Origin of the sequence: Jeotgalibacillus marinus (genome assembly GCF_040801915.1) — a bacterium.
GTDB classification, from domain to species: Bacteria; Bacillota; Bacilli; order Bacillales; family Jeotgalibacillaceae; genus Jeotgalibacillus; species Jeotgalibacillus marinus.
In genome coordinates this window covers 68,894-94,026 of sequence record NZ_JBFMIA010000009.1, presented here as the reverse complement: position 1 = coordinate 94,026, position 25,133 = coordinate 68,894, and the positions used below count along the sequence as shown (strand labels likewise).

Annotated in this window: 25 protein-coding genes and 1 riboswitch; of the genes, 19 read left to right on the top strand and 6 right to left on the bottom strand. The window is 38.9% G+C overall.

The genetic code is table 11. From position 1 onward, the window contains the following. Nucleotides 1-318 precede the first annotated feature (318 nt). From AB1471_RS11060 to AB1471_RS11040, 6 genes are all read left to right on the top strand, one after another. Nucleotides 319-1,026: an N-acetylmuramoyl-L-alanine amidase family protein gene (locus AB1471_RS11060; RefSeq protein WP_367779828.1), complete on the top strand. Its 708-nt coding sequence runs from the start codon at nucleotides 319-321 to the stop codon at nucleotides 1,024-1,026. Nucleotides 1,027-1,061: 35 nt separating this feature from the next. Continuing rightward, nucleotides 1,062-1,892, top strand: a complete 831-nt coding sequence (locus AB1471_RS11055; protein WP_367779827.1) for a polysaccharide deacetylase family protein — start codon at nucleotides 1,062-1,064, stop codon at nucleotides 1,890-1,892. 413 nt (nucleotides 1,893-2,305) lie between these two features. After that, nucleotides 2,306-3,019 (top strand): LCP family glycopolymer transferase, encoded by a 714-nt coding sequence (locus AB1471_RS11050; RefSeq protein WP_367779826.1) that lies wholly within the window; start codon nucleotides 2,306-2,308, stop codon nucleotides 3,017-3,019. A gap of 44 nt (nucleotides 3,020-3,063) precedes the next feature. Then, a complete protein-coding gene (locus AB1471_RS18580) occupies nucleotides 3,064-3,222 on the top strand; it encodes a hypothetical protein (protein WP_496350331.1) in 159 nt (52 codons plus the stop codon). Between the two features lie 143 nt (nucleotides 3,223-3,365). Next, on the top strand, nucleotides 3,366-4,043 hold the full coding sequence (locus tag AB1471_RS11045) for a hypothetical protein (RefSeq protein WP_367779825.1): 678 nt from the start codon (nucleotides 3,366-3,368) through the stop codon (nucleotides 4,041-4,043). Between the two features lie 127 nt (nucleotides 4,044-4,170). Continuing rightward, the gene (locus AB1471_RS11040; protein ID WP_367779824.1) at nucleotides 4,171-4,446 is read left to right on the top strand and encodes a PhzF family phenazine biosynthesis protein; all 276 of its coding nucleotides are present in this window, start codon (nucleotides 4,171-4,173) and stop codon (nucleotides 4,444-4,446) included. 180 nt (nucleotides 4,447-4,626) lie between these two features. On the opposite strand, the gene AB1471_RS11035 is transcribed toward AB1471_RS11040, so the two are convergent. Both AB1471_RS11035 and AB1471_RS11030 read right to left on the bottom strand, forming a co-directional pair. Beyond that, nucleotides 4,627-5,676 (bottom strand): ribonucleotide-diphosphate reductase subunit beta, encoded by a 1,050-nt coding sequence (locus AB1471_RS11035; protein ID WP_367779823.1) that lies wholly within the window; start codon nucleotides 5,674-5,676, stop codon nucleotides 4,627-4,629. A 13-nt stretch (nucleotides 5,677-5,689) separates the two neighbouring features. Then, nucleotides 5,690-7,957, bottom strand: coding sequence for a ribonucleoside-diphosphate reductase subunit alpha (locus tag AB1471_RS11030; protein WP_367779822.1), 2,268 nt, complete (start codon nucleotides 7,955-7,957; stop codon nucleotides 5,690-5,692). A 132-nt stretch (nucleotides 7,958-8,089) separates the two neighbouring features. Further along, nucleotides 8,090-8,267, bottom strand: a riboswitch (cobalamin riboswitch). 319 nt (nucleotides 8,268-8,586) lie between these two features. Between AB1471_RS11030 and AB1471_RS11025 the strand changes: the two genes are divergently transcribed. The 7 genes from AB1471_RS11025 to nikC all read left to right on the top strand — a co-directional run bounded on the left by AB1471_RS11025 (nucleotide 8,587) and on the right by nikC (nucleotide 17,060). Then, nucleotides 8,587-8,955, top strand: coding sequence for an ArsR/SmtB family transcription factor (locus AB1471_RS11025; protein WP_367779821.1), 369 nt, complete (start codon nucleotides 8,587-8,589; stop codon nucleotides 8,953-8,955). Nucleotides 8,956-8,960: 5 nt separating this feature from the next. Continuing rightward, nucleotides 8,961-11,039: a heavy metal translocating P-type ATPase gene (locus tag AB1471_RS11020; RefSeq protein ID WP_367779820.1), complete on the top strand. Its 2,079-nt coding sequence runs from the start codon at nucleotides 8,961-8,963 to the stop codon at nucleotides 11,037-11,039. Between the two features lie 361 nt (nucleotides 11,040-11,400). Further along, a complete protein-coding gene (locus tag AB1471_RS11015; RefSeq protein WP_367779819.1) occupies nucleotides 11,401-12,420 on the top strand; it encodes an ABC transporter ATP-binding protein in 1,020 nt (339 codons plus the stop codon). Further along, entirely contained in the window at nucleotides 12,392-13,420 is a 1,029-nt protein-coding gene (locus tag AB1471_RS11010; protein WP_367779818.1) for an ABC transporter ATP-binding protein, read from the top strand. The genes AB1471_RS11015 and AB1471_RS11010 overlap by 29 nt, the downstream gene beginning before the upstream one ends. Beyond that, nucleotides 13,417-15,045: an ABC transporter substrate-binding protein gene (locus tag AB1471_RS11005; protein WP_367779817.1), complete on the top strand. Its 1,629-nt coding sequence runs from the start codon at nucleotides 13,417-13,419 to the stop codon at nucleotides 15,043-15,045. Before AB1471_RS11010 ends, AB1471_RS11005 begins: the two co-directional genes overlap by 4 nt. 85 nt (nucleotides 15,046-15,130) lie before the next feature. Next, the gene (locus AB1471_RS11000; protein WP_367779816.1) at nucleotides 15,131-16,135 is read left to right on the top strand and encodes an ABC transporter permease; all 1,005 of its coding nucleotides are present in this window, start codon (nucleotides 15,131-15,133) and stop codon (nucleotides 16,133-16,135) included. Between the two features lie 28 nt (nucleotides 16,136-16,163). Further along, entirely contained in the window at nucleotides 16,164-17,060 is an 897-nt protein-coding gene (nikC, locus tag AB1471_RS10995; RefSeq protein WP_367779815.1) for a nickel transporter permease, read from the top strand. A gap of 107 nt (nucleotides 17,061-17,167) precedes the next feature. Here the strand turns inward: nikC and AB1471_RS10990 are convergent, their stop codons facing one another. From AB1471_RS10990 to AB1471_RS10980, 3 genes are all read right to left on the bottom strand, one after another. Continuing rightward, on the bottom strand, nucleotides 17,168-17,968 hold the full coding sequence (locus AB1471_RS10990) for an alpha/beta fold hydrolase (RefSeq protein WP_367779814.1): 801 nt from the start codon (nucleotides 17,966-17,968) through the stop codon (nucleotides 17,168-17,170). Nucleotides 17,969-18,091: 123 nt separating this feature from the next. After that, nucleotides 18,092-18,424 (bottom strand): CHY zinc finger protein, encoded by a 333-nt coding sequence (locus AB1471_RS10985; protein ID WP_367779813.1) that lies wholly within the window; start codon nucleotides 18,422-18,424, stop codon nucleotides 18,092-18,094. A 79-nt stretch (nucleotides 18,425-18,503) separates the two neighbouring features. Further along, nucleotides 18,504-19,016: a DNA topology modulation protein gene (locus tag AB1471_RS10980; RefSeq protein WP_367779812.1), complete on the bottom strand. Its 513-nt coding sequence runs from the start codon at nucleotides 19,014-19,016 to the stop codon at nucleotides 18,504-18,506. Nucleotides 19,017-19,396: 380 nt separating this feature from the next. On the opposite strand from AB1471_RS10980, the gene rsgA reads away from it, so the two are divergent. From rsgA to AB1471_RS10950, 6 genes are all read left to right on the top strand, one after another. Beyond that, nucleotides 19,397-20,467, top strand: coding sequence for a ribosome small subunit-dependent GTPase A (gene rsgA / locus AB1471_RS10975; RefSeq protein WP_367779811.1), 1,071 nt, complete (start codon nucleotides 19,397-19,399; stop codon nucleotides 20,465-20,467). Nucleotides 20,468-21,046: 579 nt separating this feature from the next. Continuing rightward, nucleotides 21,047-21,844, top strand: coding sequence for an amino acid ABC transporter substrate-binding protein (locus AB1471_RS10970; protein ID WP_367779810.1), 798 nt, complete (start codon nucleotides 21,047-21,049; stop codon nucleotides 21,842-21,844). Further along, nucleotides 21,831-22,532 (top strand): amino acid ABC transporter permease, encoded by a 702-nt coding sequence (locus AB1471_RS10965; RefSeq protein ID WP_367779809.1) that lies wholly within the window; start codon nucleotides 21,831-21,833, stop codon nucleotides 22,530-22,532. Before AB1471_RS10970 ends, AB1471_RS10965 begins: the two co-directional genes overlap by 14 nt. A gap of 11 nt (nucleotides 22,533-22,543) precedes the next feature. Continuing rightward, the gene (locus AB1471_RS10960) at nucleotides 22,544-23,293 is read left to right on the top strand and encodes an amino acid ABC transporter ATP-binding protein (RefSeq protein WP_367779808.1); all 750 of its coding nucleotides are present in this window, start codon (nucleotides 22,544-22,546) and stop codon (nucleotides 23,291-23,293) included. Nucleotides 23,294-23,410: 117 nt separating this feature from the next. Then, a complete protein-coding gene (locus AB1471_RS10955; protein WP_367779807.1) occupies nucleotides 23,411-24,208 on the top strand; it encodes an HAD family hydrolase in 798 nt (265 codons plus the stop codon). A 95-nt stretch (nucleotides 24,209-24,303) separates the two neighbouring features. Next, on the top strand, nucleotides 24,304-24,759 hold the full coding sequence (locus AB1471_RS10950) for a DUF4064 domain-containing protein (RefSeq protein WP_367779806.1): 456 nt from the start codon (nucleotides 24,304-24,306) through the stop codon (nucleotides 24,757-24,759). Between the two features lie 114 nt (nucleotides 24,760-24,873). Here AB1471_RS10950 and AB1471_RS10945 read toward each other — a convergent pair whose 3' ends face one another. Next, nucleotides 24,874-25,023: a hypothetical protein gene (locus tag AB1471_RS10945; RefSeq protein WP_367779805.1), complete on the bottom strand. Its 150-nt coding sequence runs from the start codon at nucleotides 25,021-25,023 to the stop codon at nucleotides 24,874-24,876. Nucleotides 25,024-25,133 lie beyond the last annotated feature (110 nt).

Here is a 25,133-nt window from a genome sequence, read left to right as displayed (position 1 = left end):
CAGTTGACCTTCAGAAGAACTACAGATTCAGTCGTTACAATGTAATTAAGCAACAACTAACAATCTGATAGATTGAATCAATTGATGAGAATTAAAAAATGAAGGTGAAAACATCTATATTTTTAATAGTAACTAAGATCATTGATGCTGCAAAGCAGCTAAGTAGGAGCAACAAGTCGTGAGAGTGTTTAAATGTAAATCAAACAGAACAAGGGAATGAAAATGAAATTATAACGATAGATTTACCGTTTTCGTTAAGAGTAAATATTCTATTAATTTAGTATATAAAAACGAATAACATCCTTTGGAGGAGAAAAAATGGAATTAATTAAAAGAAAAAGACAAAAACTAAAATTAAAATTTATAATTTTGCTAATATTTGTATTATTAGGAGGAAGTATAGTATTTAAGGACTTTGTTAGTTCCCAGTCTTATACAGGATCAGAAAGTGAAACACAAGAACGACTGAAATCTGACAATCAAGAAGCATCTCCAACGATTTTAATAGACCCTGGGCATGGAGGAGAAGATCCTGGATCAATTGGATTTAGCGAGATTTTAGAAAAAGACTTAACATTAGAAACATCAAAAATATTATTTGAAAAGCTAAAAGAAGCTGGAGTAGATGTAAAGCTTACCCGAGAGGACGATCGTTATGTTTCATTAGACGAGAGAGTGGATTTAGTTGAGACATACAATGCAGATGCTTTGATTAGTATACATTTTGATAGTTTTCCAGATGATAGATCCGTAGGTGGTTTTACAACATTTTACCAACATAAATTTCAAAAGGGTTTAGGGAAAAGCATAAACAATAGTCTGAATCAATCCCTAACCTTAAGAGATCGAGGGTTAAAGTCTGGAGATTTAAAAGTTATACGTGAAATTGATATACCAGGGGTTCTACTTGAACTAGGTTATATTAGCAATCCACAAGAAGAGTCGTTGATACATTCAGAAGAATTTAAACAAGACGTATCAACTGCTATTTTTAATGGGATCATGTCTTATTTAAACAAACGATAAAAATAATATCTTAAGATCTAGTGGAGGATAACATTATGAGACAGAACAGAAAGACTTTCATTTTCAGAGGTTTACTAATATGCATCTCAATCGGGTTGCTAATAATAGCAATTAGTATCAATGATGTAAATCAAGATTCTTCAAGTTCAATACAGAATGCAGTTGCCAAAAACAAGGAGTCGTTTGATGACACAGTAGATAAGAACGATGTAGTTACTGATGACGACCAAGAAGATAATGACGATGTAGTCACTGATGATAGCCAAGCAAAAAACGAAGATAAAAAAGTTGCATATCTTACTTTTGATGACGGTCCTGATAATATTTCTGGCGAATTGCTCGATTTACTCAACGAATATGATGCGAAGGCAACCTTTTTTATGATAGAGCCAAGAATGAAAGATCATCCAAATGAAGTCCAAAGAATGGTCGATGATGGCCATGGTGTAGGCCTACATGGGGTAACACATGATCAGACGGAATTCTACAAATCTAGTCAGTCTATTCTTAATGAAATTAATAAGGGGAATCAAACATTAAAGGAAATTACTGGTATAGATACAGTGCTAATTAGAACTCCATACGGTAGTTTTCCATGTATGACAGAAGAATATCGAGAAACCGTCAAAAATAATGGATTTAAAATGTGGGATTGGCATGTGGATAGTGAAGATTGGAAATTCAAGGGATCAGATTATGTACCTTACACGATTAATCAGATTGAAGAATGGAACCAAGACGTGGTGATCTTATTACATGAGCAAAGTACAACAGTACAATATTTACGTAAATTATTAGACTATTTGACTGAAAATAATTTCGATTTAGAAAAGCTAGATGGGACAATGCAACCTTTTCAATTTTAAAGGTATGTATGTGAATTTATAAGCTAAAAAGATCCCCAATTTGTAGTGGTATTTGTCATAGGTAGATAATCTTTCGTCCACTTGATATGGAATCTTTAATTTCTTTGCGAAGGATTTAAAAATGGAGGTGAAAACGTCTATAGAATTAAGCATGTAGGAAGACAGAGAATTTTATACAGATTACAGTTAACGAGGTGAACATGAACAATATGAAAAAATCTATATTTTTAATAGTAACGTTGATCATTGGTGCTGCAATACAGCTAAGAAGGAGCAACAAATAAATCGTGAGAGTTTACAAATGACTTGAAGAAACAATCCTCAAGAGATTCTTCATTTGAATTTGTTTGTAAGAGACTCAATTAAATTCGTTGAAACTTTCACCAAAAAATAGAGATGAGGAAATAGAACAAATGAAAAAGAAGATATATTGGACACTATGTATTTTCTCAGGATTAGCCATTGTAATGATAGGTATGAGCGTACATTCTATTTATAACTCAGTTAAAGGGACTGCGGATGATATATATGCACCTCTACCAACCAGAGACGAAGAGGCTATCATAACAACAAATGAAAAGTTAGAGAATAAAGAACCGATTACGATTCTGCTTATGGGAAACGATGACGATTTAAGAGGACGAACTGATTCGATTATCCTTGCTACTATCAACCCTGAAGATGAATCTGTAAAAATGTTTTCTATTCCTAGAGACGCAAGAACCGAGATTGTCGGACATGATAGTGTTGATAAGATTAATGCCGCCTATTCTTTTGGTGGTGCTCAAATGGCCATTGATACAGTCGAACAGTTCTTAAATATAGACATCGATTTTTATATCAATTTACAAATGGAAGGTTTTGTAGATTTGGTCAATGCTGTTGACGGAGTTGACGTTTATAACGACTTTGAATGGACCGATACACAAGGTCTTTATGAAAAGGGGTTCCATTATCAAGAAGGGGAACTTCATTTAGATGGTGATCAAGCTCTTGGATATGTACGTATGCGTAAACTAGACCCACGTGGAGATTACGGTAGAGCAGACAGACAACGTCAGGTCCTTACTGAAATTATTAATAAAACAGGAAGCCTTTCTTCTTTTAACGATATCAAGATATTTTAGATGCAGTTAAGAATAATGTGGAGACCAATCTATCTTTTAGTGACATGCAGTATATTGCAAAAAATTACTATTCCGCAGGTAAAAATATAGAAAGTCACCAAATTCAAGGTGAAGAATTGATTATTGACGGCATTTATTATCAGCATGTTAGTGAAGGAGAAATCCAAAAAGCCCATAATATGATTACAAATCAGACTAAATAAATGAAACAAAGCGTTCTGGTGCAAGGTAGATCTGGCAAAGATATAGAGCCATGGTGACCTTTTAGTTAAAAACGAAGCACAAACTACACCCACGTAAATTTTCATAAGATTGATTGTAATAAAATCAAAGGAGTAAATACAGTATGGCATTAAAGAAAAGATTAGTAAGTTGTGTTTTTTTAGTAGGAAACTCTCTTTTTGTGGTGGGGAGTTCTCCAATAGGAGCTCAATCAAAAGATCGTACCATGAAAGGCTCTTATGAGGAAATTACTCGTTTTAGAGTAACCTCTCATTTTTCCGTGGACACGATACGGTCCTTTGGATTTGATTCTACTCTAGAACTATATCAAGTTAATAAAGACGCAGAGGATGAACTTTTTGGGATCATTGGGCTTAATGAGTGTGACGAGGGAAAGGAAATTTCTTTCGACGCAGAACGGGGACATTCATACTATGTGATTGCAACAAATAGTGAGGGTGAGCAATTTGTAAGTAATACGTACGATGTTCCAGCGGAAAATACTGTTAAAGTGAACATACTAACCCCCACTATTAAAGGGTATAAGCCCAACCCGTTTCGTCCTGACGAAATTGCGTATTTAGATATTAGTATGAATTACAGTGACGATAGTAGTGAAGAGGTATTATATGTATATCAAGTTAATGAAGAAACTGGGGAAATAATACCGGTTTTCTCACTGACTTTCCCCCCTTCTAGATGGGATGGTTATACGGTAATGCGTGGTTATTCGTATTTTGTGACATCAGGTACCTATGATGGGGAAGAATCTTTACCGAGTGATTTGATTTATATTCCCTAAGTAAAGCAACATTCCTCTAAAATAGCCCTCTTGAGCTTGCTGGCAATTAGGGAGTCTATCCTATTGTAATCGAGCCAACCCCTTTAAGTCCTAACTGTTACTTCTAAGAGAGATTGATGGACGAAGAGTGATTGTAACATGTCAAAGCAATCAAAAAGATATTGATTTTGTGTCGCGTTGTTTTTATACAAACAGCAAAAAAAATGAAGATCCTGTAACTGGATCTGCCCATTGCGTATTAGCACCTTATTGGCATAAAAAAACAAATAAAGATAAATTTTTAGCCCTTCAAGCTTCAAAAAGGAGTGGGAGGTTAGTTGTAGAGTTAAAAGAGGAAAGGAGCCTGATACATGGGAAGGCTGTAACTATTATGGAAGGTCAATTTTTATTTGGAACTCGCTAGTAGGAGTGAATTGGTGCTAAAAAAACATCGTGAGCAGAACAATAAATAGTTTAAAAAGCGATCGAGCCGTGTTGGCTGATCGCTTTTTAAATAGAATAAGTTCTATTGTCATTTAGTGAGCAAACCTACCCACGATCGACCACAAACCCTTCTCGACACTAGTCATACGAACCCACCAATTTACAAATCATCAAACCCATTCGCATCTGATGTTTTCGTATACTGCCGTGATTTTTGTTCAAAGAAGTCGGTCTTTCCTTGGTCAACTTCTTGATAGGCAATAATCCAACGTAAAGGATTTTTCGTCGGAGCATCGGGGAAGACGTTTCTTCCGTGACCGAGCTGATGACATCGTTTATTCGCCATGAATTGAATGTACTGCTCAAGGTCATCCATTGTGATGCCGTCGAAACGATTGCCAATCACTTCATGTCCCCATGCAATTTCAAGCTCTGCTGCTTTACGGAACGTATCCTGCACAAATTGATCGTGCGCCTCTGTTTGGATGTTTGGGTGTTCTTTCAACAGCTCTTTATAAATTTTTTCAAATAACCCCACATGAATTTGTTCATCACGGTTGATGTAATTGATCATGGTTGAGGTTGAGACCATTTTTTGGTTGCGAGCGAGATTGTAGAAAAATGCGAATCCTGAGTAAAAGAAAAGACCTTCTAAAATAACATCGTAAACGATGGACTGTGCAAGATGCTCAACAGTCGGATCTTCCGCAAAAGCCTCGTAACCATTCGTGACAAAGTCGTTTCGTTGTCGTAAAGTAGGCTCAGTGCGCCAGTATTCAAACACTTCATCTTGTTGTGTTTTTGACACGATACTAGACAAAACATAAGAGTAAGAGTGATTGTGAATGACTTCTTGTTGAGCGAGCATAATCATTAACGCATTGAGAGATGAGTCTGTTAGATAGTCAGCAACTTTGCCAGCATAGTCTGATTGAATACTATCAAGCAAGGCAAGTAGTCCAATAATCTTTAAGAAAGCTTCTTGTTCTGCTTCTGTAAGTTGAGGGAATTGCTTGATGTCATTTCCCATGTTGATTTCAAATGGTGTCCAAAAGTTAGAAAGCATCGTTTTGTATTTTGGATAAGCCCAAGAATAGCGGACATCGTCCCAGTTTAAAATATTTGAACTTTGTCCATTTACAATTCCTGTCGACCGGTTCGGTGCTTCGGAATCCATGATTTTTCGTTTCTGAAGTTGATTCACAGTCATGTTATTTTCCTCCTTAACTTGAACAGCTTTCACAGTCTTCGATTGAATCTATATCTGACGTAGAACGTACATAGTAGGTTGTCTTTAATCCGGATTCCCACGCGTGTAAATGCAAGTTTAATAGTTCTTTCGCTTTAATATCATTGCGTACATATAAATTAAATGAAATGGATTGATCAATATGTCGCTGGCGTTTAGCATTTTGACGAATGCTCCAGTGCTGATCAAGTGTATAAACAGACTGGTAATACCAGATTGTCTCAGGTCCTAAATCCGGTGCAGTGACTGGAATGCGATAATCTTTTTTCTCCTCTGAATACTGTTTACGGAAAATCGGGTCAATGCTCGCAGTAGATCCCGCAATAATAGAGGTTGATGAATTTGGGGCGACGGCCATCATGTAAGCGTTTCTGACGCCATGCTCAGCAATTTCTTCTTTTAAATGTGTCCAGCGTTCAGACGAGTAGTGGCGTTTCTTGAAATAGTTGCCATTGTGCCATTCGGATCCTTTAAATACAGGATAGGATCCTTTTTCTTTTGACAACGCCAAACTTGCCTTAACGGTTAAATAATTAATCTCTTCATATAAAGTATCGCAATACTCAACGGCTTCATTGGATTCCCAGCGGATCCCTTTACGAGCAAGAAGATGATGCCAACCAAATGTACCAAGCCCGATGCTACGGTATTTTTGATTTGTGATCCGTGCTTGAGGGACAGGTAATGTGTTTTGATCGATTACATTATCAAGCATTCTTACTTGTATTGGGATGAGTCGAGGAAGTACATCCGACAACACGGCTCGTGCTAAGGAAATGGATGACAAGTTACATACGACAAAGTCACCGGGTGTTTTTACCGTAATAATTGATCCGTCTTTGACAAACTCCTCTGACATCGTTGTTGCACTCATATTCTGCATAATTTCTGTACAAAGGTTGCTGCAGTAAATCATGCCTTTATGTGGATTTGGATTCATGCGATTGACCGTATCTCGATAAAACATATAAGGTGTTCCCGTTTCAAGCTGGGAAATCATAATGGATTTCATAATATCGATAGCCGGGATAGTGCGACGAGAAAGAGTTGGGTGCTGTACACACTCTAGATATTTTTGGCGAAAACTTCCGCTGCCTGCTACTTCATCAAAAAAATCTTCAAGTGAATATCCCATGACCTGTCTCACTTCATGAGGATCAAAAAGATGCCATTCCGCACGGGCTTCAACAGCTTCCATAAACAAATCGGGAATAGTCACACCTGTAAATAAATCATGCGTACGCAATCGTTCATCTCCGTTATTTAACCGGACGTCCAAAAAGGACAATATATCTTTATGCCAAACATCCAAATACACGGCAACAGCGCCTTTTCGCTGACCAAGCTGATCTACGCTGACTGCTGTATTATTTAGTTGTTTCATCCAAGGAATTACCCCAGATGAAGTTCCTTTAAACCCTTTAATGTCACTTCCTCGAGATCGTATCTTCCCTAAATAAACTCCGATACCGCCACCGTTTTTACTTAATGTTGCAACATCTGTATTGGAATCAAATATGCTACGTAAATCGTCTTCCACCGTATCAATGAAGCAACTAGATAGTTGTCCATAGCTTTTACCTGCGTTTGATAAAGTTGGTGTTGCAACGGTCATGTAGAGATTTGAAAGTGCCCAGTAGGATTCTTTTACGAGAGATAATCGTTTATCCTTAGGCTCACTCAGCATTAATGTCATCGCAATGATCATAAAACGTTCTTGTGGAAGTTCAAACACTTCCTTCTGACGTGATTTTGTCAAGTAGCGATCAGCTAACGTGATAAGTCCAATGTAAGTAAATAGTTGATCTTTTGCAGGGTCAATGGCTGTGCCAATCTCTTCAATTTCTTCTTTTGAATAGGATTGAAGCAGTTTAGCAGAATATAAGTCTTGATCTGTTAAAGTTTGAATGAGTTCGTAAAATGATCCGTAGGCAAGAGTCGGTTCATGTCCTCTTGATTGAGCTGCCTGGTTATAAAGTACGTCACGATAAAGATCAGCTGCAACAAACGTCCAATCAGGCTCTTCAATTGAAATGCGCTCAAGTGCTGATAAGATCATTAGCTGTGTTGCTTGATGGAGAGAATAATCTTGTCTATGGGTGAGTTGTTGTCTAATTTTTTCGCAAACGAGTTGCGCGTTTAAAGTAGGATAACGCCCTAACTTTTCTTGAAAGTACTCAACTAATTGATCTGTCGACCACGTTTGAAGCCCGTGATAGTGTGGGGAAAGTGTAGTTGTCATAATATATCCTCCGTTCATTCATTTTTACCAAAAAAATCCATAAGAGAGAATGGAAGTAGGATGGTTAAAAGAACAGGAGTCATGAAGAATCCAGTTGCTTCCTCATCCTACCTTCTCAACTCCCGAAGAAGATAGTACGTTACTGAATGGGCAGGTTTCCTGACTCATGCTTCAGCCAATCAACGTCCCTTCCCATGATGGTTTCACAGTGGATTGACGTGATCTAAGCACTTACAGTTGCGGGGACAGTTCTGGTTTTGACCAGATTCCCTTTAAGCCGATATTCGGCACCTATTCAAGTGGAATGCACTATATGTAGTGTTTATATTTATATTTAATACTAAATGTAGTGTTTAGTATAAAGCACAAAGGGTTATTTGACAATAGAAATGTTAATTGTGTATCGGGGAAATGATTGTTTTTTCGACAAGAAAATAGACGTTTGTAAGGGAAATAATCGCGAAAAAAAATTTGCACTTGATTGGTTAGTTTGCTGAGTGAACACGACTGTCAGACAACTGAGCCTCATCCTACCGCCTAATAAACACAAATATTGACATTAACTGTTAACCGTTTTACCCTCCGAGCATACACTATAATCAAATGATCGTTTGAATGAGGTGACCATTTTGACAAAACAGTTAAAGAAAGGCGTAGAAGATTCGTGCGAACAATGTGTATTTGATGAAGATAAAGTAAATGCTGTGAGGCTACGTGTAGGAGAGGTGGCGGGGGTTGAATTGCTATTCAAAGCGCTAGCTGACGCAACTCGACTCAAAATTGCTTTTGCTTTAACCATTGAGAAAGAGCTGTGTGTTTGTGATGTCGCAAACATTATTGGTGCAACAACGGCGACTGCTTCACACCATTTACGATTATTGCGTACGATGGGATTGGCAAAATACCGAAAAGAAGGAAAAAAGGTCTTTTATTCGCTAGCAGATGAACATGTACATCAACTTGTATCCATTGCACTTATTCATGCGAAAGAGGAGTGAAATCGATGCGCGAGCATTATCGGTTAGAAGGACTAACTTGTGCCAGTTGTGCTGCAAAATTCGAGAAAAATGTACGAGAGTTGCCAAAAGTACAAGAAGTTCAAGTGAATTTTGGTGCATCCAAGTTAATGGTTGTAGGAGAAACATCAATCCCAGAACTCGAGCAAGCGGGTGCATTTGATGGAATTAAAGTAAGACATGAAAATGAAAAACCGCCAGAACCACTATCCTTTTGGAAAAATAAAGAGATCCAAACAATGCTGGCTTCTCTTCCCTTTTTAATCGGAGGGTGGGTTGTATTATTACAACAAGGAGAAGACAACATCACAGCCATTCTGCTGTTTAGCTTATCAATCATCATTGGCGGTCATCGCTTATTAAAAACGGGTTTGCTTAATTTAACTCGATTTGAATTTGATATGAAAACGTTAATGACTATTGCCGTGATTGGTGCCGCTATTATTGGTGAATGGGGGGAAGGGGCTGTTGTTGTATTCCTATTTGCAATAAGTGAAGTATTAGAACGATATTCAATGGACCGAGCGAGAAATTCAATACGGTCCCTTATGGAAATCGCACCTCAGCAAGTGACCATTCTTAAAGGCGGTCATGAACAACTTGTTCCAGTTGAAAAGGCATTAATTGGTGATATGATGTTGATTAAACCAGGACAAAAGATCCCTTTAGATGGTGAAGTTGTGAAAGGTTCTTCCTATGTAAATCAAGCAGCGATTACGGGGGAATCTGTTTCGGTACACAAATCAACTAGTGATGAAGTGTTTGCCGGCACGTTAAATGAAGAAGGTGCCCTTGAGGTTAGAGTTACGAAATGGGTGAACGACACAACACTTGCAAAAATTATTCACTTAGTAGAAGAGGCCCAGGCTGAAAAAGCTCCATCTCAAGCTTTTGTTGATCGATTTGCAAAATATTATACACCTGCGATTATGATGATTGCTCTCTTAGTAGCCACGATGCCACCGTTGCTATTTGCGGGTGATTGGTCAGAGTGGATTTATAGAGGTTTAGCCATTCTTGTTGTGGGTTGTCCATGCGCTTTAGTTATTTCAACCCCAGTTGCCATTGTAACGGCGATTGGTCACGCAGCTAAGCAGGGTGTCTTAATAAAAGGTGGTGTTCACCTAGAACAGGCCGGTCGAATTACGACTGTAGCTTTTGATAAAACAGGGACGTTAACAGAAGGTCGTCCAAAAATCACTCATGTTGAAGCTTTCTCAACCATGAACGAAGAAGAAATAGTATCCTATGCTGCTGCAATCGAACGGTTTTCACAGCATCCATTGGCTCTTGCTGTCATAGATAGAGCAAAAGGGTTACCCGTGTTACAAGCAGAAGACTTTCAATCGATCACTGGTAAAGGCGTTCAAGCGACCATTGATGGGAAAGAATATTGGGTTGGACGGTCAAATGACTTCAAAGAACTACCATTGGAAGTAAATGAAGCAATTCAAACGCTAAGAGAAGATGGTCAAACGGTGATGCTCTTTGGGCAAGGAGATACCATACTTGGGTGTCTAGCTGCAGCGGATTCCGTACGATCTGAAAGTGAATCAATTGTTCAAGCGCTTCATAAAGAAGGGGTTACCAACACGGTAATGTTGACTGGTGATCACACGCTGTCCGCTTCAGCAATTGGTAAAAAACTTGGTATTAAGACGGTTGAAGCCAATCTTTTACCAGAGGAGAAGCTTGATAAAATTCGTAATCTGCAACAATCACATGGGAAAGTCGCGATGATTGGGGATGGAGTAAACGATGCACCTGCTTTAGCAACTGCGGACGTAGGAATCGCTATGGGTGGTGCTGGAACAGATACTGCGCTAGAAACAGCGGATATTGCACTCATGTCAGATGATCTCCATCAGCTACCTGCAACCATTCGACTTAGTCGTAAAACATTGAAAATCATTAAACAAAATGTAGCTTTTGCTTTAGGGTTAAAAGTGTTAGCCTTGCTGTTAATTATTCCAGGTTGGTTGACGTTATGGTTAGCCATATTTGCCGATATGGGTGCAACATTGATCGTTGTATTCAACTCATTGCGTCTGATCAATAGGAAGTAAACTTATTTCGTTGTTATTGAAGAAAACGAGGGACAGTAAAGGCGAAAAGTGAATTCATTATTAAAAAAGCAGCCAATTGGCTGTTTTTCGCTTTTATTATAATGAAATAATTATTGATGAGAGAGAGATTACTAATTTAATAGGGTTTCTAATCAAGTCAATTCATTGATATAGGGAAAAAAATTATCTGATTTTAAGAAATAACATCATCAGTAAACAGAATTATTTAATAATTTCGACAAAAATGAACAGAAAGTATTGAAATAATCTTGTAACCTCGTATAATAAGATTTAATAAAAACAGAAAATAATTTATATTAGAAAAATAAAAAATATTCGTTAAATTAAAAGGTGGGGGCATATGAGCAGTGAAGAACCAGTTTTAGAGGTTAAGGGACTTAGAGTTTCATTTTTTACTGACGACGGTGAAGTTCCTGCTGTTGATGAAATAGACTTTTATGTAAGGAAAGGAGAAGTTCTTGGCGTCGTTGGAGAATCCGGTTGTGGTAAGAGTGTAACCTCATTATCAGTGATGGGATTGATCCCGAGTCCGCCTGGAAAAATTATAGGTGGAGAAATTAAGCTTAACGGTGAAGAACTTACGACAGCTTCTGAAAAAAGAATGAGACAAATTCGTGGAAACGATGTGGCCATGATTTTCCAAGAGCCGATGACATCACTAAATCCATTATTCACCATAGGTAACCAGTTAATGGATGCGACGCTTATACATAAAAAAGGAAACAAAAAACAAGCCGAAAAACGTGCAATTGACATGCTAAAACTTGTTGGCTTGCCTCGAGCAGAAGAAATGATGAAAGAGTATCCACATCAACTTTCTGGTGGTATGAGACAGCGTGTCATGATCGCCATGGCAATGGTGTGCGATCCGAAACTTCTAATTGCTGACGAACCAACAACGGCATTAGATGTCACCATTCAAGCTCAAATTTTAAAATTGATGAAACAATTAAACGTTGAATTAAATACAGCCATTATGATGATCACCCATGATCTTGGCGTTGTTGCCGAGACTTGTGAACGAGTAGTAGTAATGTACGCAGGAAAAGTGGTGGAAAATGGTTTAGCGGTTGATATCTTTAAAGATCCACAGCATCCATACACACGTGGACTCATACAGTCCATACCAGATATGCGCCACAAAAAGCAACGTTTGTATTCCATTCCAGGAAACGTTCCACGACCAGGATCGATCAAACAGGGCTGTCGATTTGCAGCCCGTTGTGAATTTGCATTTGATCGATGCTTGCAGGAGGATCCACCGTTGTATAACACAGCGGAGGAGCGTTCAACGCGATGCTTCTTATTTGATAGCAAGGAGGACACGGTGAATGACGAGAGAGCCACTGTTACGAGTTAAAGGGTTAAAAAAGCATTTTCCCATTCGCGGCGGATTACTGGGGAAAGAAGTAGGTCAGGTAAAAGCTGTAGAGGGAGTTTCTTTCACTGTACAAAAAGGTGAAACACTTGGGATTGTTGGAGAATCAGGTTGTGGAAAATCTACAACTGGACGAATGCTTCTTCGACTCATTGAACCTACTGAGGGAAAGGTGTTTTTTGAGGGGAAAGATGTGACAAGTCTTTCGAAAAATGAGTTAAGAAAAATGAGACGTGACATGCAGATGGTCTTTCAAGATCCATTTGCTTCTTTAAACCCTAGGCACACAGTTGAGAAAATTTTAGAGGAGCCGTTGAAGGTTCATGGGATTGGTACGGCTGCAGAACGCAAAAAGCGTGTAAAAGAGTTGCTGGAAATTGTCGGATTGAGCAGTTACCATGCAAAACGTTATCCACACCAATTTAGTGGTGGGCAGAGACAACGTATCGGAATTGCTCGAGCCTTGATGACGCGACCAAAGTTAATTATTGCCGACGAGCCAGTGTCAGCGCTTGATGTATCCATCCAATCACAAGTATTAAATTTGATGCAGGATTTACAAAAAGAATTTCAGCTGACGTATATCGTGATCGCGCATGATCTCGGTGTCGTTCGTCACATAAGCGATCGTGTTGGCGTGATGTATTTAGGGAAAATGGCAGAGCTAACAACGAGTGAAAAGTTGTATGATAAGCCGCTGCATCCATATACACAGGCCTTGTTATCTGCTGTACCCATTCCTGATCCATTGTATGAAAAGGAGTCCATTGTTCTTCAGGGAGATATTCCGAGCCCGTCGAATCCTCCTTCTGGTTGTATATTCCATACAAGATGTCCATTAAAAATGGACATTTGTGAAAAGGCTGTTCCGCAATTGATGGAACATGAAGAAGGGCATTACGTTGCTTGTCATCTTTATTCTGAGGAAGGGCAGGCAGCGAGTCAAAATAAAGAGATACATAAGGAGGAAATGACAGTATGAGTAAGAAATCTTGGTTGTTTTTTGTTCTTTTATTAACTGTATCAATCGCTTTAATTGCTTGCTCAAGTGATGATGAGGAATCGAGCGAAGAAGGTGGTGGAGAAGGTACTGCTGAAGAAGGCGGAAGTGATGCAGAAGATACGTTAGTATTTGGTCGCGGTGGTGACTCAGTTGCTCTAGATCCAATTATGGTTACGGATGGTGAGTCACTTAAAGTAACGAGAAACCTTTTTGAAACACTTGTAGAGTTTGGTCGTGACGACACAACAATCAATCCTGGTCTAGCAGCTGAACACGCTGTTTCCGAAGATGGATTAACGTATACGTTTAATCTTCAAGAGGGTGTAACATTCCATGATGGAGAGCCATTTAACGCAGCAGCAGTTGTTTACAACTTTGAGCGTTGGGCTAACGGGACAGAAGATAAATTCTACTACTACCAATCAATGTTTGGGGGATTTAGCGATGATGAAGGTCACGTAATCGAGTCAGTAACAGCGACTGATGAAATGACGGTTGAATTCAAGCTTAAGCGCCCACAAGCGCCATTCCTAAAAAATCTGGCGATGAGCCCATTTGGTATCGCAAGTCCAAAAGCGCTTGAAGAGATGAGCGACGATGAATTTGGCGAAAATCCAGTTGGTACAGGTCCATTTAAGTTTGTTGAATGGAAACGTAACGATCGTATTGTCATAGAAAAGTACGATGATTACTGGCAAGAGGGATTACCTAAGCTTGACCAAGTTATTTTTAGTTCAATCCCAGAAAACTCAGCGCGTCTAAATGCGTTAATGAGTGGGGATATTGATCTTGCTGATGGTATTAACCCAAGTGATTCATCTCAAGTTGAAGCCAATGCAGATCTTCAATTGTTTGAACGTCCATCGATGAACGTTGGATACTTAGGATTAACGACTACACGTGAACCATTTGACGATCCTAAAGTACGTCAAGCGATGAACTATGCAATTGATCGACAAGCGATTGTTGATGCTTTCTTCGAAGGTAGTGCAGAAGTTGCGAAAAACCCAATGCCTTCAGTTATTTCTGGATACAATGATGACATTGAAGGATATGACTATGACCCTGAGAAAGCAAAAGAACTTCTTGAAGAAGCTGGTTTAGGCGATGGCTTTGATATGGAACTATGGGCAATGCCTGTACCACGCCCGTACATGCCAGATGGACAAAAAGTTGCTGAAGCAATCCAAAATAACCTTTCTGCTGTAGGGATCAATGCTGAAATTGTTACGTACGAGTGGGCAACCTATCTTGAAAAGGCTAGTGCCGGTGAAGCAGATGCCTTCCTTCTAGGGTGGACGGGTGATAACGGAGATGCGGATAATTTCCTATACGTTCTTCTTGACCAAGACAACATTGGAAGCAACAACTATACGTATTATGAGAACCAAGAACTTCATGATCTATTAATTGAAGCGCAATCTGAAGTGAATGAAGATACACGGAATCAACTTTACATGGAAGCACAAGAGATTATCCTTGAGGATGCTCCTTGGGTTCCTCTAGCTCACTCAACACCGTTGTTAGCTGGAGATGCGAATTTGATGGACTTTGTTGCTCATCCAACAGGATCTGATCTCTTAATGGACGTATACTTCAAATAATCAGTTAACCTTTGTGGGGGAGAGGTGTACGTTCGCCTTTCCCTCTTTTTTTTACATAAAAAGAATGATCTTTGGAGGGAAGATGATGCTCCAGTATATTATAAGACGCTTATTGCAATTGATCCCAGTTTTATTGGGGATGACGTTTATCGTTTTCCTAATTATACGTGCCATACCAGGTGATCCCGCTATCGTAATTTTGGGTCAACAAGCTACAGAGGAAGCTGTAGCCGCATTACGTGAAACACTTGGTCTAAATAATCCTTGGTACGTGCAATATTTTGAGTACCTTAAAAATTTAATGACTGGTGACTTAGGTGAATCCATTCGTACGAGGACAGCAGTAAACGAAGAAATATGGCCTTATTTAGCAGCAACATTTGAATTGTCGATTTTTGCCATGGTGATTGCTGTATTTATCGGAGTGAATGCTGGAATCATTTCAGCATGGTTTCGAAACTCGTGGTTTGATTATGGAGCGATGATTTTTGCATTGATCGGTGTTTCTGTACCCATTTTCTGGCTTGGTCTAATGATGCAATATCAATTCTCACTACAATGGGATTGGTTTCCAACAACAGGGCGAGAAAATGTGCGAGATCCTGTCAATGCGATTACCAACTTGTATATTCTTGACACCATTATTCAAGGGCGATTTGATCAGACACTAAATGTATTACGACATTTAGTTATGCCAGGTGTTGCGTTAGCGACCATTCCAATGGCGATCATTGCTCGTATGACACGTTCCAGTATGTTGGAAGTAATGAAATCTGATTATATTCGAACAGCTCGTGCTAAGGGTGAAAAAATGTTTTGGATTGTCTATAAGCATTCCTTGAAAAATGCTGTCATTCCTGTATTGACGGTTATTGGTCTCCAAACTGGATTATTGTTAGGTGGAGCCATCTTGACAGAGACGATTTTCGGATTACCAGGCATTGGTCGATACATATATGAAGCGATTTCTTCTCGTGATTATCCGGTCATCCAGTCAGGTATCCTTGTCGTTGCATTTATATTTGTCATGATTAATTTAATTGTCGATGTGTTGTATTCGATTGTCGATCCGAGAATTCGATACAACTAAGGAGTACATGTGAGAGAGGAGTGAGAATATGGCAGAACCAAGTAAAATTTCAGACGAAATTAAGCAAGAAATTCACGATGAGACGCTTCCCCCATGGAAAGAGGCATGGAGGAACTTCAAGAAAAATAAAATCGCCATTGTCGGTTTAAGTATCGTTTCTTTCTTTATCTTGGTGGCGATCTTCGCCCCTTGGATTGCACCAGAAGGGATAAATGATCAAAAGCTACCCGAACGATTGCAATCACCTTCAGCTGAATATTGGTTTGGCACAGATGATTTTGGTCGTGATATTTTTTCTCGTGTCATTCACGGTGCAAGAATTTCTCTTTGGGTAGGTTTTTTAGCTGTTGTGGGCTCTGCAATCGTTGGAAGCACACTCGGCATTGTTGCGGGTTATTATGGGAGATGGGTCGATACGATTATCTCTCGTTTGTTTGATATTATGCTGGCGTTTCCAAGTATTTTACTTGCGATAGCAGTTGTATCCATCTTAGGACCATCACTACAAAATGCATTGATTGCCATTGCGATTATTAATGTTCCAAACTTCGGACGATTGATTCGCTCAAAAGTTCTCAGTGTCAAAGAAGAAGAGTACATAATGGCGGCGAGAGCCATTGGCATGAGTGATTTTCGAATCTTATTCTCACATGTGTTACCCAATTCAATGACGCCGATTATTGTTCAAGGTTCACTTGCGGTTGCGACGGCGATTATCGAAGCGGCTGCACTAGGGTTTTTAGGGCTGGGTGCACAACCACCACAACCCGAATGGGGTGCAATGCTTTCTTCCTCTCGAGAATACTTGATTCAAGCACCGTGGACCATGTTCTTCCCAGGTCTCGCCATCATGCTCGTTGTATTAGGCTTTAACCTCTTGGGAGATGGATTAAGAGATGCGCTTGATCCAAAAATGAAAACATAATTCAAAAAATCCACCGTGGTTACGAGACCCGGTGGAATTTTCTTATGTCACTATCGTTGCGTTTTAGACCGTGAATAAACTTACGTCACATACTGCCTGAAGAAAGATCAGACGGTCTGAATGGATTTTTTTGAACGTTCAATACTGTGTATATAGGTAATTGTTTGTTCGTTGTAGGTTTGTGGTTGATCGATGTTACAGACGTGACCAGCGTTTTTAATGGTGATTAAACCAAGTGAAGCATCACGACGAGCGAGCTCTTCAACCGGTGAACGGAACATGTAATCCTCTTCACCCATTATGAACATGGTTGGTAAGCCATTCGTTTCGATTTGCAATCGATCTAAATAAGGATTGAGGACTTTCGTAAGTGAAAACCACTTAATAAATTCTTTTTGGCACATTTTTTTCGCCGATTCCACAAAAGTTAAACGAGATTCTTTATGAGAACGGTTTGGCATGATGATCCACGCGAAAAGTTTGTATAACCACATATATGGAATGAATTGTTTTGTCGCTCGTCCAAACCCTAGTAGGGATTTTGTACGAATATCGAATTGAAGAATGGCACCACATAGCACGAGAGAACTCACGTAGCTAGGATAGTGCTTGGCAATGGTTTGGCTAACAATTGTTCCAAGAGAAATACCTACAAAATGTGTTTGCCTGATCGATAAATGATCAAGCACATCAATCACTTCAATTGAAACTTCTTTGAAGGTGTCCCCTTTTTTCCATATACCTCTAGGTGATTGACCATGACCTCTTAGATCGATAACAAGCACATTAAAATGTTTTCTAAATTCTTTTATTTGTCTAAACCAGATGCTTGAGCTCCCCCCAATACCATGGACGAGCGTCACCCAAGGCAATGAGTTATCGGAAATATATGAGCGATAGTGTAGCAATTCTATGAACCCCTTTATTAGATTATCATCTTCTAATCTAACCACGGATCATAGATAGAACACAAGGGAGATAGGGGAAAAAATGTTGAAATATGTCGAACTCTTGAGCAGGAAAATAACAGATTAACTTATATCGAAGTACAAATAAGCATGGAGACTGCAGCCAGGGTTAAAGGAAGCGTGACAGTTTGGGCAGGAAGATTTGCATTCTAAGTAAGTTGAGATTGAATGTTCATTGCCACATGATCCACATAAAACCGCTTTTTCATCAAATTGATTTTTTGGCCAGACAGCATGATTGCAGCCACCATCTTCCTCATGACAGGAAACGCATGGGAAATAACGTTTACAGCAAAAGAATTTTATTGCAATAATATCTTTTTCGGAATGATAGTGTGTGCATCGTGTTTCACTGTCGATAGCTGGTCCATAAATGTGAATGCCGTGACTGATCATGTTAAGCATCCTTTCTACTGACTGATTTCAAGAACATATCATAGGATAGCGGTACTAAGTATTTTGTTAAGGCAAACAATTAAGAGGGTTCAATGTTGTCTAGCCATCTTTTTGTTTCTTTAGGTGATGACAGAATAATAATATTTTTGCTCGTTTGAAGTTTATTTAATTTATGTAGAATATCGGGGGCTTGATCCCTGGAAAAGTGCCAAATCCATTTGAGAAAGTCTAAATCCATTTTTTCTTCACATCCATCAACCATATCAGGCCTTGTTTTCTTATGGTACATCATTCTTCTTTTTAAAGCTCTACTAACACAAAGATATCGAGAATACTGAAGAAAGATAACCGTGTCCGCTACTTTTAAACGTTGATCAATGGTTGAACCAAAAGTACCATCTATGATCCAAGCGTCCTCTTTCATGATGTTCGATAGTTGCTGACGAAATTCAAGCTTAGGAGTCGCTTTCCAACCAGGCTTCCAAAAGATAGCATCAAGATGTATAACTGGTAACAAGAGTTTTGATTCTAGTTGATTAGCTAGTGTCGATTTTCCTGCTCCTGGTGAACCAATAATCATGACTTTTTTCAAAATCCAATCCTCCTCTTCTAAAATATGTAATTATAGTGTACTAAAATAGGAGAATAATGTGTATAAAGGAATGATGTTCGGCTAGTCAAAGTGAGTCCGGATTTGTAAGAAATTTTAATATAAAGATTATTCGTGAAAAAATTAAATTATGGTATAATAGAAAATAAATAAATGGAAAGGGTGATGTGTGATGAAAAAACAACTAGAATGGTTCATTGTTTGTTCGTGTACACAACCCGCCTGGCCATTGCGCCATCCATGAAGGAGTATTCCTGCTGATTTTTACTATTTGCGCAGAGAATCCACGGGTTTGTGTACACAATGCACATATCCGTGGATTTTTTTATGCAAAAAGAAATGAAAAATTGGAGGAATATGAATTGAACAAAGTAAAAAATGAAAAATTATACCCGATAGGATGGAATGAAGACTGGCAACAAAAAGCAGACCAAGTACTGACAGGAACACCAGGTAGAATACTTATTGAGCATAAAGGGCTGTATCAAATTCAGACAGATCATGGAATTCTTTTAGGTGAAATATCTGGAAAGTTTCGTCACGAGGCATCCACCCGAGAAGATTATCCCGCAGTCGGTGATTGGGTCATGGTACATTCGTATGTATACGAAGGAAAAGCGATTATCCATCACATCCTTCCGCGAATTTCAAAATTTTCTCGTAAGACAGCTGGAGAAACAGCCAATGAACAAATTGTAGCGGTAAATGTAGATGTTGTTTTTCTTGTAATGGCTTTAAATCAAGATTTCAATCTGCGCAGACTTGAGCGCTATTTATTGTCTTCTTGGGAGAGCGGAGCGAATCCTGTGATCGTTTTGTCAAAATCAGATCTTTGTGAAGATCTGGAGGCAAAGCGACAACAAGCAGAGTCGGTTGCAATGGGTGTACCAATCATCGCATGTAGTGTAAAAGACGAAGTTGGATTAGATGAATTACACCATCACATCAAAGACGGGATCACCGTGGCAGTAATGGGTTCATCTGGCGTGGGGAAATCATCTATTATCAACTCATTACTAGGAGAAGAGCGGATGCTCACACATGACATTCGTGAAGACGATGGAAAAGGCAAGCATACGACCACGCATCGAGAACTTCTTTTACTACCAAAAGGCGGAGTCATAATCGACACGCCAGGCATGAGAGAGTTGCAATTATGGGAATCAGAAGAAGGACTACACCAAGGGTTTCAAGATGTTGAGGTGCTAGCAGATGAATGTCAGTATAGAGATTGCCAGCACGAAAATGAGCCTAATTGTGCTATCATTGCAGCGATTGAAGAAGGACGATTAGCACGAGAACGTTTTGCAAGCTACCGTAAACTGCAAAAAGAACTTGCCTATATTGAACGTAAATCAAATAAACATGAGCAACTGTTAGAGAAAAAGAAGTGGAAGCAAATAAGTCAGCAAATGAAGAAATTCCGTAAATAATAAAGAGGAATAACCAGAAGTAACTGGGTCATTGATCATTATTATTGGTCAGGTTATTCTTAAATTTCAAAGCCAGCTGTCCACGTATGGACAGCTGGCTGTTTTGCTTTTCAAAGAAGAACGTATAAAACTTTTTTGTTTTTTCGTATTGAATAAACTTAAAGGGGGCAAGTATGTACGACGACTGTAGAGGAACGATTATTTTAATTTATAGAATAAAAGAAGGATATTCATATTAGTTTAAAGAATCTGAATAATAGAGGTGGTGCGATCGATTATTAGCGTCAAGTGAAATACCTTTTCCTGATCCTTATACAGATAATTTTAGGGGGACCTTATGGAAAATAATAGATAGAGCAGAAGCAAATAATAAATGTCGATTTAAGTATTACTTAGGTTGCTTAATCGGCTTTTTGTTAGGGCATAGATAGGAAAAGAAGTTTTTCAACCAGATTGATCGATCGATCGTTAGAATAAAATGTGATCAGACGCCAAATCAATTTAGTTTACTTTTTAAACAATTCGTCGTAAAATCACATAAGGTATTTATAATTCCGATAAGAATAGGTGGTTATTAAAATGAAAAAAATGTTTGGTTTAACGGCTGTTGCACTCGTTGGTTTATTAGGGGCTTGTGGCGCGTCTGATGACGAAGAAAGTGCAGAAGGCTCAAAAAATTTACTTGAACAAATTCAAGAAGAGGGTACGATTATTGTTGGAACAGAAGGTACTTATTCTCCTTTTACATTCCACGATGACTCTGACACATTGACAGGTTATGATGTAGAAGTGATGAACGAACTAGCAGAGCGCATGGGTGTTGAAGTTAAATACATGGAAACACAGTGGGATTCTATGTTTGAAGGATTGAACTCCTCTCGTTTTGATGTGATTGCAAACCAAGTGGGTGTAAATGAAGAACGTCTCGAAAAGTATGATTTTTCGGATGCCTATACTGTTTCTGGAGCAGTTATTGTCACACTTGAAGCTGATTCTAGCATTACATCTTTTGAAGATTTAGAAGGCATACAGTCAGCTCAATCGTTGACTAGTAACTTTGCTGATATTGCAACAGAGAACGGTGCGGAGATCGTTCCAGTCGAAGGTCTTGTTCAAACAATTGAGCTCATTCGATCAGGTCGTGCAGAAGTCACAGTTAATGACAAACTAGCCATTTTAGAATACTTGAAAGAACAACCTAATTCAGGTGTGAAAATCGCAGCTGAAGAAAGCGATGTTTCTGAAAGTGCATTTATGTTCCGACAAGGCAATGAAGAGCTTGTAGAAGAATTTAATAAATATCTTGCAGAAATGAAAGAAGACGGCACATTAGCCGAAATATCTGAAGAATGGTTTGGTGAAGATGTTTCACAATAATATATTGTTATCATCAGCTGGCAGAGAGTTTAATTGGGAACTTTTCCAATCCTCTCTTATGCCGATGATCTTAGGGGCAATTCAATATACGATTCCACTTACCTTATTTTCATTTGCTATTGGGATGGTAATCGCACTATTGACTGCGTTAGCACGACTTTCAACGAGTAAAATTCTCGCTGGAATAGCAAGGGTTTATGTCTCCGCTGTTCGTGGAACGCCTCTGCTTGTACAACTATTTATTATTTTCTATGGTTTACCCGATTTAGGGATAGTCATCGATCCTTTTCCTAGTGCTATTATTGCGTTTTCATTAAACGTTGGGGCTTATGCATCTGAAATAATTCGTGCCTCGATTCTTTCTGTACCAAAAGGACAGTGGGAGGCAGGGTTTGCAATTGGAATGACACAAAGACAGGCATTAAGCCGAATTATATTACCGCAAGCAACACGTGTTTCCATTCCTCCGCTATCAAATACATTTATAAGCCTGGTAAAAGATACATCACTTGCTTCATTGATTCTTGTGACAGAGTTATTTCGTAAAGCACAAGAGATGGCGGCAAGAGAATTTGCTTTTCTTCAGTTGTATATTACAGCTGCAATCATTTATTGGATTATTAGTTTTCTGCTGTCACTGATTCAAGGGCGCATTGAAAACCGATTGGAGCGCTATGTGGCTAAGTAAGGAGGGGAACCATGTTAATATCGGTGAAAGATTTACACAAATCATTTGGTGAGTTAGAAGTGTTGAAAGGCATGGATATCGAGATTGAAAAAGGGAACGTTATTGCCATTATTGGTCCCTCAGGATCTGGCAAGACGACTCTACTTCGTTGCTTAAATGCGCTTGAAATGCCTAATCGAGGTTCTTTTCACTTCCATGATGGCTTTGACGTATCATTTAATAAAAATCCTTCTAAAAATGACATTTTAAGGCTTCGTCGAAAATCAGGTATGGTATTTCAATCCTACAACCTGTTTCCTCATAAAACGGCATTGGAAAATGTGATGGAAGGACCAGTTATTGTTCAAAAAAAAGAAAAAGGTCAAGTTCGTGAGTTGGCCGAATCATTGCTGCAAAAAGTTGGTTTAGGTGAAAAAATGCATCTCTATCCTCACCAGCTTTCAGGTGGACAGCAGCAACGTGTGGGAATCGCTCGAGCACTAGCTATCGAACCAGAGCTTATGCTGTTTGATGAGCCAACATCTGCGCTTGATCCTGAACTTGTAGGGGAAGTGCTTCGCGTAATTAAAGAACTTGCCAACGAGGGCTGGACGATGGCGATTGTCACTCACGAGTTAAAGTTTGCTGAAGAAGTAGCCGATCATGTGCTATTTATCGATGGCGGTCATATTGTTGAACAAGGACCCCCATCAGAAATTTTAAAAAATCCGAAAGAAGCGCGTACCATGCAATTTTTAGATCGCATGTTAAATCCTTCTTAATAGGACATACAAAAGCATTTTCTCTAATAACTTATGGGAAAATGCTTTTTCTTCGTGTAATTAGAACTGAATTTTGCGACAATAAAAAGATCACTTGTATAGGGAGTGGAATAATTGATGCCAAAAGCAATTATTTTTGATTTGGATGATACATTACTTTGGGATAAAAAAAGTATTGAGCGAGCGTTACATTATACAGCTCAAGATGCTGAAAAAGCGTATGGAGTTGATTCTTTAAAACTAGTTGATGCTGTGCGCCGCATTGCACCGAAGATCTATTCAGAATATCCGACATATGCCTTTACACAAACCATTGGAATAAACCCATTTGAAGGGCTATGGGGGGGGTTTGGTGATGTAGTTAACCATCAATTTAGAGAGATGGGAAGGCTTATGCCAGATTATCGTAAAAGGGTGTGGACGGAAGCACTTCGACAATGCGGTTTCACTGGCGAAAGGGAAGGTGAGAGGTTAAGTGAATACTTTATTGCTCATAGAAGAGAACAACCGGTGTTGTATGAAGAAACATTTGAAGTACTTGATTTCATTAAAAAACAAGGAATTCAACTGCTTATACTAACAAACGGTGCACCATCACTTCAACTTGAAAAACTAGCGATCACACCAAACATTGTCCCGTATTTTGAACATATAATCATTTCAGGGAATATTGGAATTGGCAAGCCATCGCCCGTTGTCTTTGAACATGCCTTGCGTCTTGTAGATTTAAGAACAGAAGATGTGTGGATGGTTGGAGACAACAAAAGAACCGACATACTTGGCGCGAATCGGATAGGGATGAAAAGTATCTGGATTCAACATGAAGAAGCTACAGAGGTTAGCCGATTTGATGGAAAACCGGATCATACCATAAAAAGATTAAAAGAATTGATTCAAGTCATTCAAGAAGAATAATTGATTTTTTTTTTGATATGGGAACTTTAAGATGAATGTTTCCGTATAATAGGGGAGGTAATTTGTATATCTTACATATTAGGAGGTAATTCAAAATGAAAAGAACAGCGGAAATCATCTTAACAGTAATTGGTGTTGTTATTAACGTTTTAATGATTGCGGGAGCATTTATTCTAAAACCGGTTTTCTCAGATGATCAGTCAAGAATGGAATTCGAAGAGATCTTTCAAGATGACCCAGTACTTGCTGAAGCAGGTTTGGATCCTTCCGTTATTTTCGATGCTCTGAATAGTTTAGGGGTTGTATTCATCATTGCTGTCATGATTAGTACGATTCTAAGTATTATCGCCATCGTAGTTGTGCGTGGAAATCGCAAACCAAATCTTGCAGGTGGATTGTTGATCGCGAGTACAGTAGTGGTTGGTCTTGGTACGTTTTTATTTGGTTGGTTGCCAGCATTACTCTTCTTGATCGCAGGCATTATGTGCTTTGCACGTAAACCAAAACAGCCAGAAGAGATCACCTATGAAGACGAAATGCGTCCATTATAATACGGAAAACAAAAAGGCTGTCGAGAGAAAACTCGGCAGCTTTTTAGATTTCTGAAAATAGAAGGAAGCTCTGCCCATATGTTGCTGCTTTTCTTCACGTAATTTAAAAGCATCCTATCGTTCACGCTTGTCTATAGGACGCTTCTTTTCTTTATTAATGTCTTTTAGCTTAAGTAAAAAGCCAATGATAAACACGGTAAATATAATAAATAGAATACCTAGCCAAATTAGGGTATCAACAATCAACGTTGCTGCTTTTTCCACGTTTCTTTCTTCCTTTCTCGCTGGGGAGATGAATTTTTTTCTTTTCGTGTCTTGGCTGACTTACCTCTTGCGCTTTTGTACCATCTAGCTCAAGAGGTAAGTCAGCGCGC

What these genes read in the sequence shown, in the direction of transcription:
- AB1471_RS11060 (WP_367779828.1), top strand. Translation starts at nt 319, where the DNA reads ATGGAATTAATTAAAAGAAAAAGACAAAAACTAAAATTAAAATTTATA.
- AB1471_RS11055 (WP_367779827.1), top strand. Translation starts at nt 1,062, where the DNA reads ATGAGACAGAACAGAAAGACTTTCATTTTCAGAGGTTTACTAATATGC.
- AB1471_RS11050 (WP_367779826.1), top strand. Translation starts at nt 2,306, where the DNA reads ATGAAAAAGAAGATATATTGGACACTATGTATTTTCTCAGGATTAGCC.
- AB1471_RS18580 (WP_496350331.1), top strand. Translation starts at nt 3,064, where the DNA reads ATGCAGTATATTGCAAAAAATTACTATTCCGCAGGTAAAAATATAGAA.
- AB1471_RS11045 (WP_367779825.1), top strand. Translation starts at nt 3,366, where the DNA reads ATGGCATTAAAGAAAAGATTAGTAAGTTGTGTTTTTTTAGTAGGAAAC.
- AB1471_RS11035 (WP_367779823.1), bottom strand. Translation starts at nt 5,676, where the DNA reads ATGACTGTGAATCAACTTCAGAAACGAAAAATCATGGATTCCGAAGCA.
- AB1471_RS11030 (WP_367779822.1), bottom strand. Translation starts at nt 7,957, where the DNA reads ATGACAACTACACTTTCCCCACACTATCACGGGCTTCAAACGTGGTCG.
- AB1471_RS11020 (WP_367779820.1), top strand. Translation starts at nt 8,961, where the DNA reads ATGCGCGAGCATTATCGGTTAGAAGGACTAACTTGTGCCAGTTGTGCT.
- AB1471_RS11015 (WP_367779819.1), top strand. Translation starts at nt 11,401, where the DNA reads ATGAGCAGTGAAGAACCAGTTTTAGAGGTTAAGGGACTTAGAGTTTCA.
- AB1471_RS11010 (WP_367779818.1), top strand. Translation starts at nt 12,392, where the DNA reads ATGACGAGAGAGCCACTGTTACGAGTTAAAGGGTTAAAAAAGCATTTT.
- AB1471_RS11005 (WP_367779817.1), top strand. Translation starts at nt 13,417, where the DNA reads ATGAGTAAGAAATCTTGGTTGTTTTTTGTTCTTTTATTAACTGTATCA.
- AB1471_RS11000 (WP_367779816.1), top strand. Translation starts at nt 15,131, where the DNA reads ATGCTCCAGTATATTATAAGACGCTTATTGCAATTGATCCCAGTTTTA.
- nikC (WP_367779815.1), top strand. Translation starts at nt 16,164, where the DNA reads ATGGCAGAACCAAGTAAAATTTCAGACGAAATTAAGCAAGAAATTCAC.
- AB1471_RS10985 (WP_367779813.1), bottom strand. Translation starts at nt 18,424, where the DNA reads ATGATCAGTCACGGCATTCACATTTATGGACCAGCTATCGACAGTGAA.
- AB1471_RS10970 (WP_367779810.1), top strand. Translation starts at nt 21,047, where the DNA reads ATGAAAAAAATGTTTGGTTTAACGGCTGTTGCACTCGTTGGTTTATTA.
- AB1471_RS10965 (WP_367779809.1), top strand. Translation starts at nt 21,831, where the DNA reads ATGTTTCACAATAATATATTGTTATCATCAGCTGGCAGAGAGTTTAAT.
- AB1471_RS10960 (WP_367779808.1), top strand. Translation starts at nt 22,544, where the DNA reads ATGTTAATATCGGTGAAAGATTTACACAAATCATTTGGTGAGTTAGAA.
- AB1471_RS10955 (WP_367779807.1), top strand. Translation starts at nt 23,411, where the DNA reads ATGCCAAAAGCAATTATTTTTGATTTGGATGATACATTACTTTGGGAT.
- AB1471_RS10950 (WP_367779806.1), top strand. Translation starts at nt 24,304, where the DNA reads ATGAAAAGAACAGCGGAAATCATCTTAACAGTAATTGGTGTTGTTATT.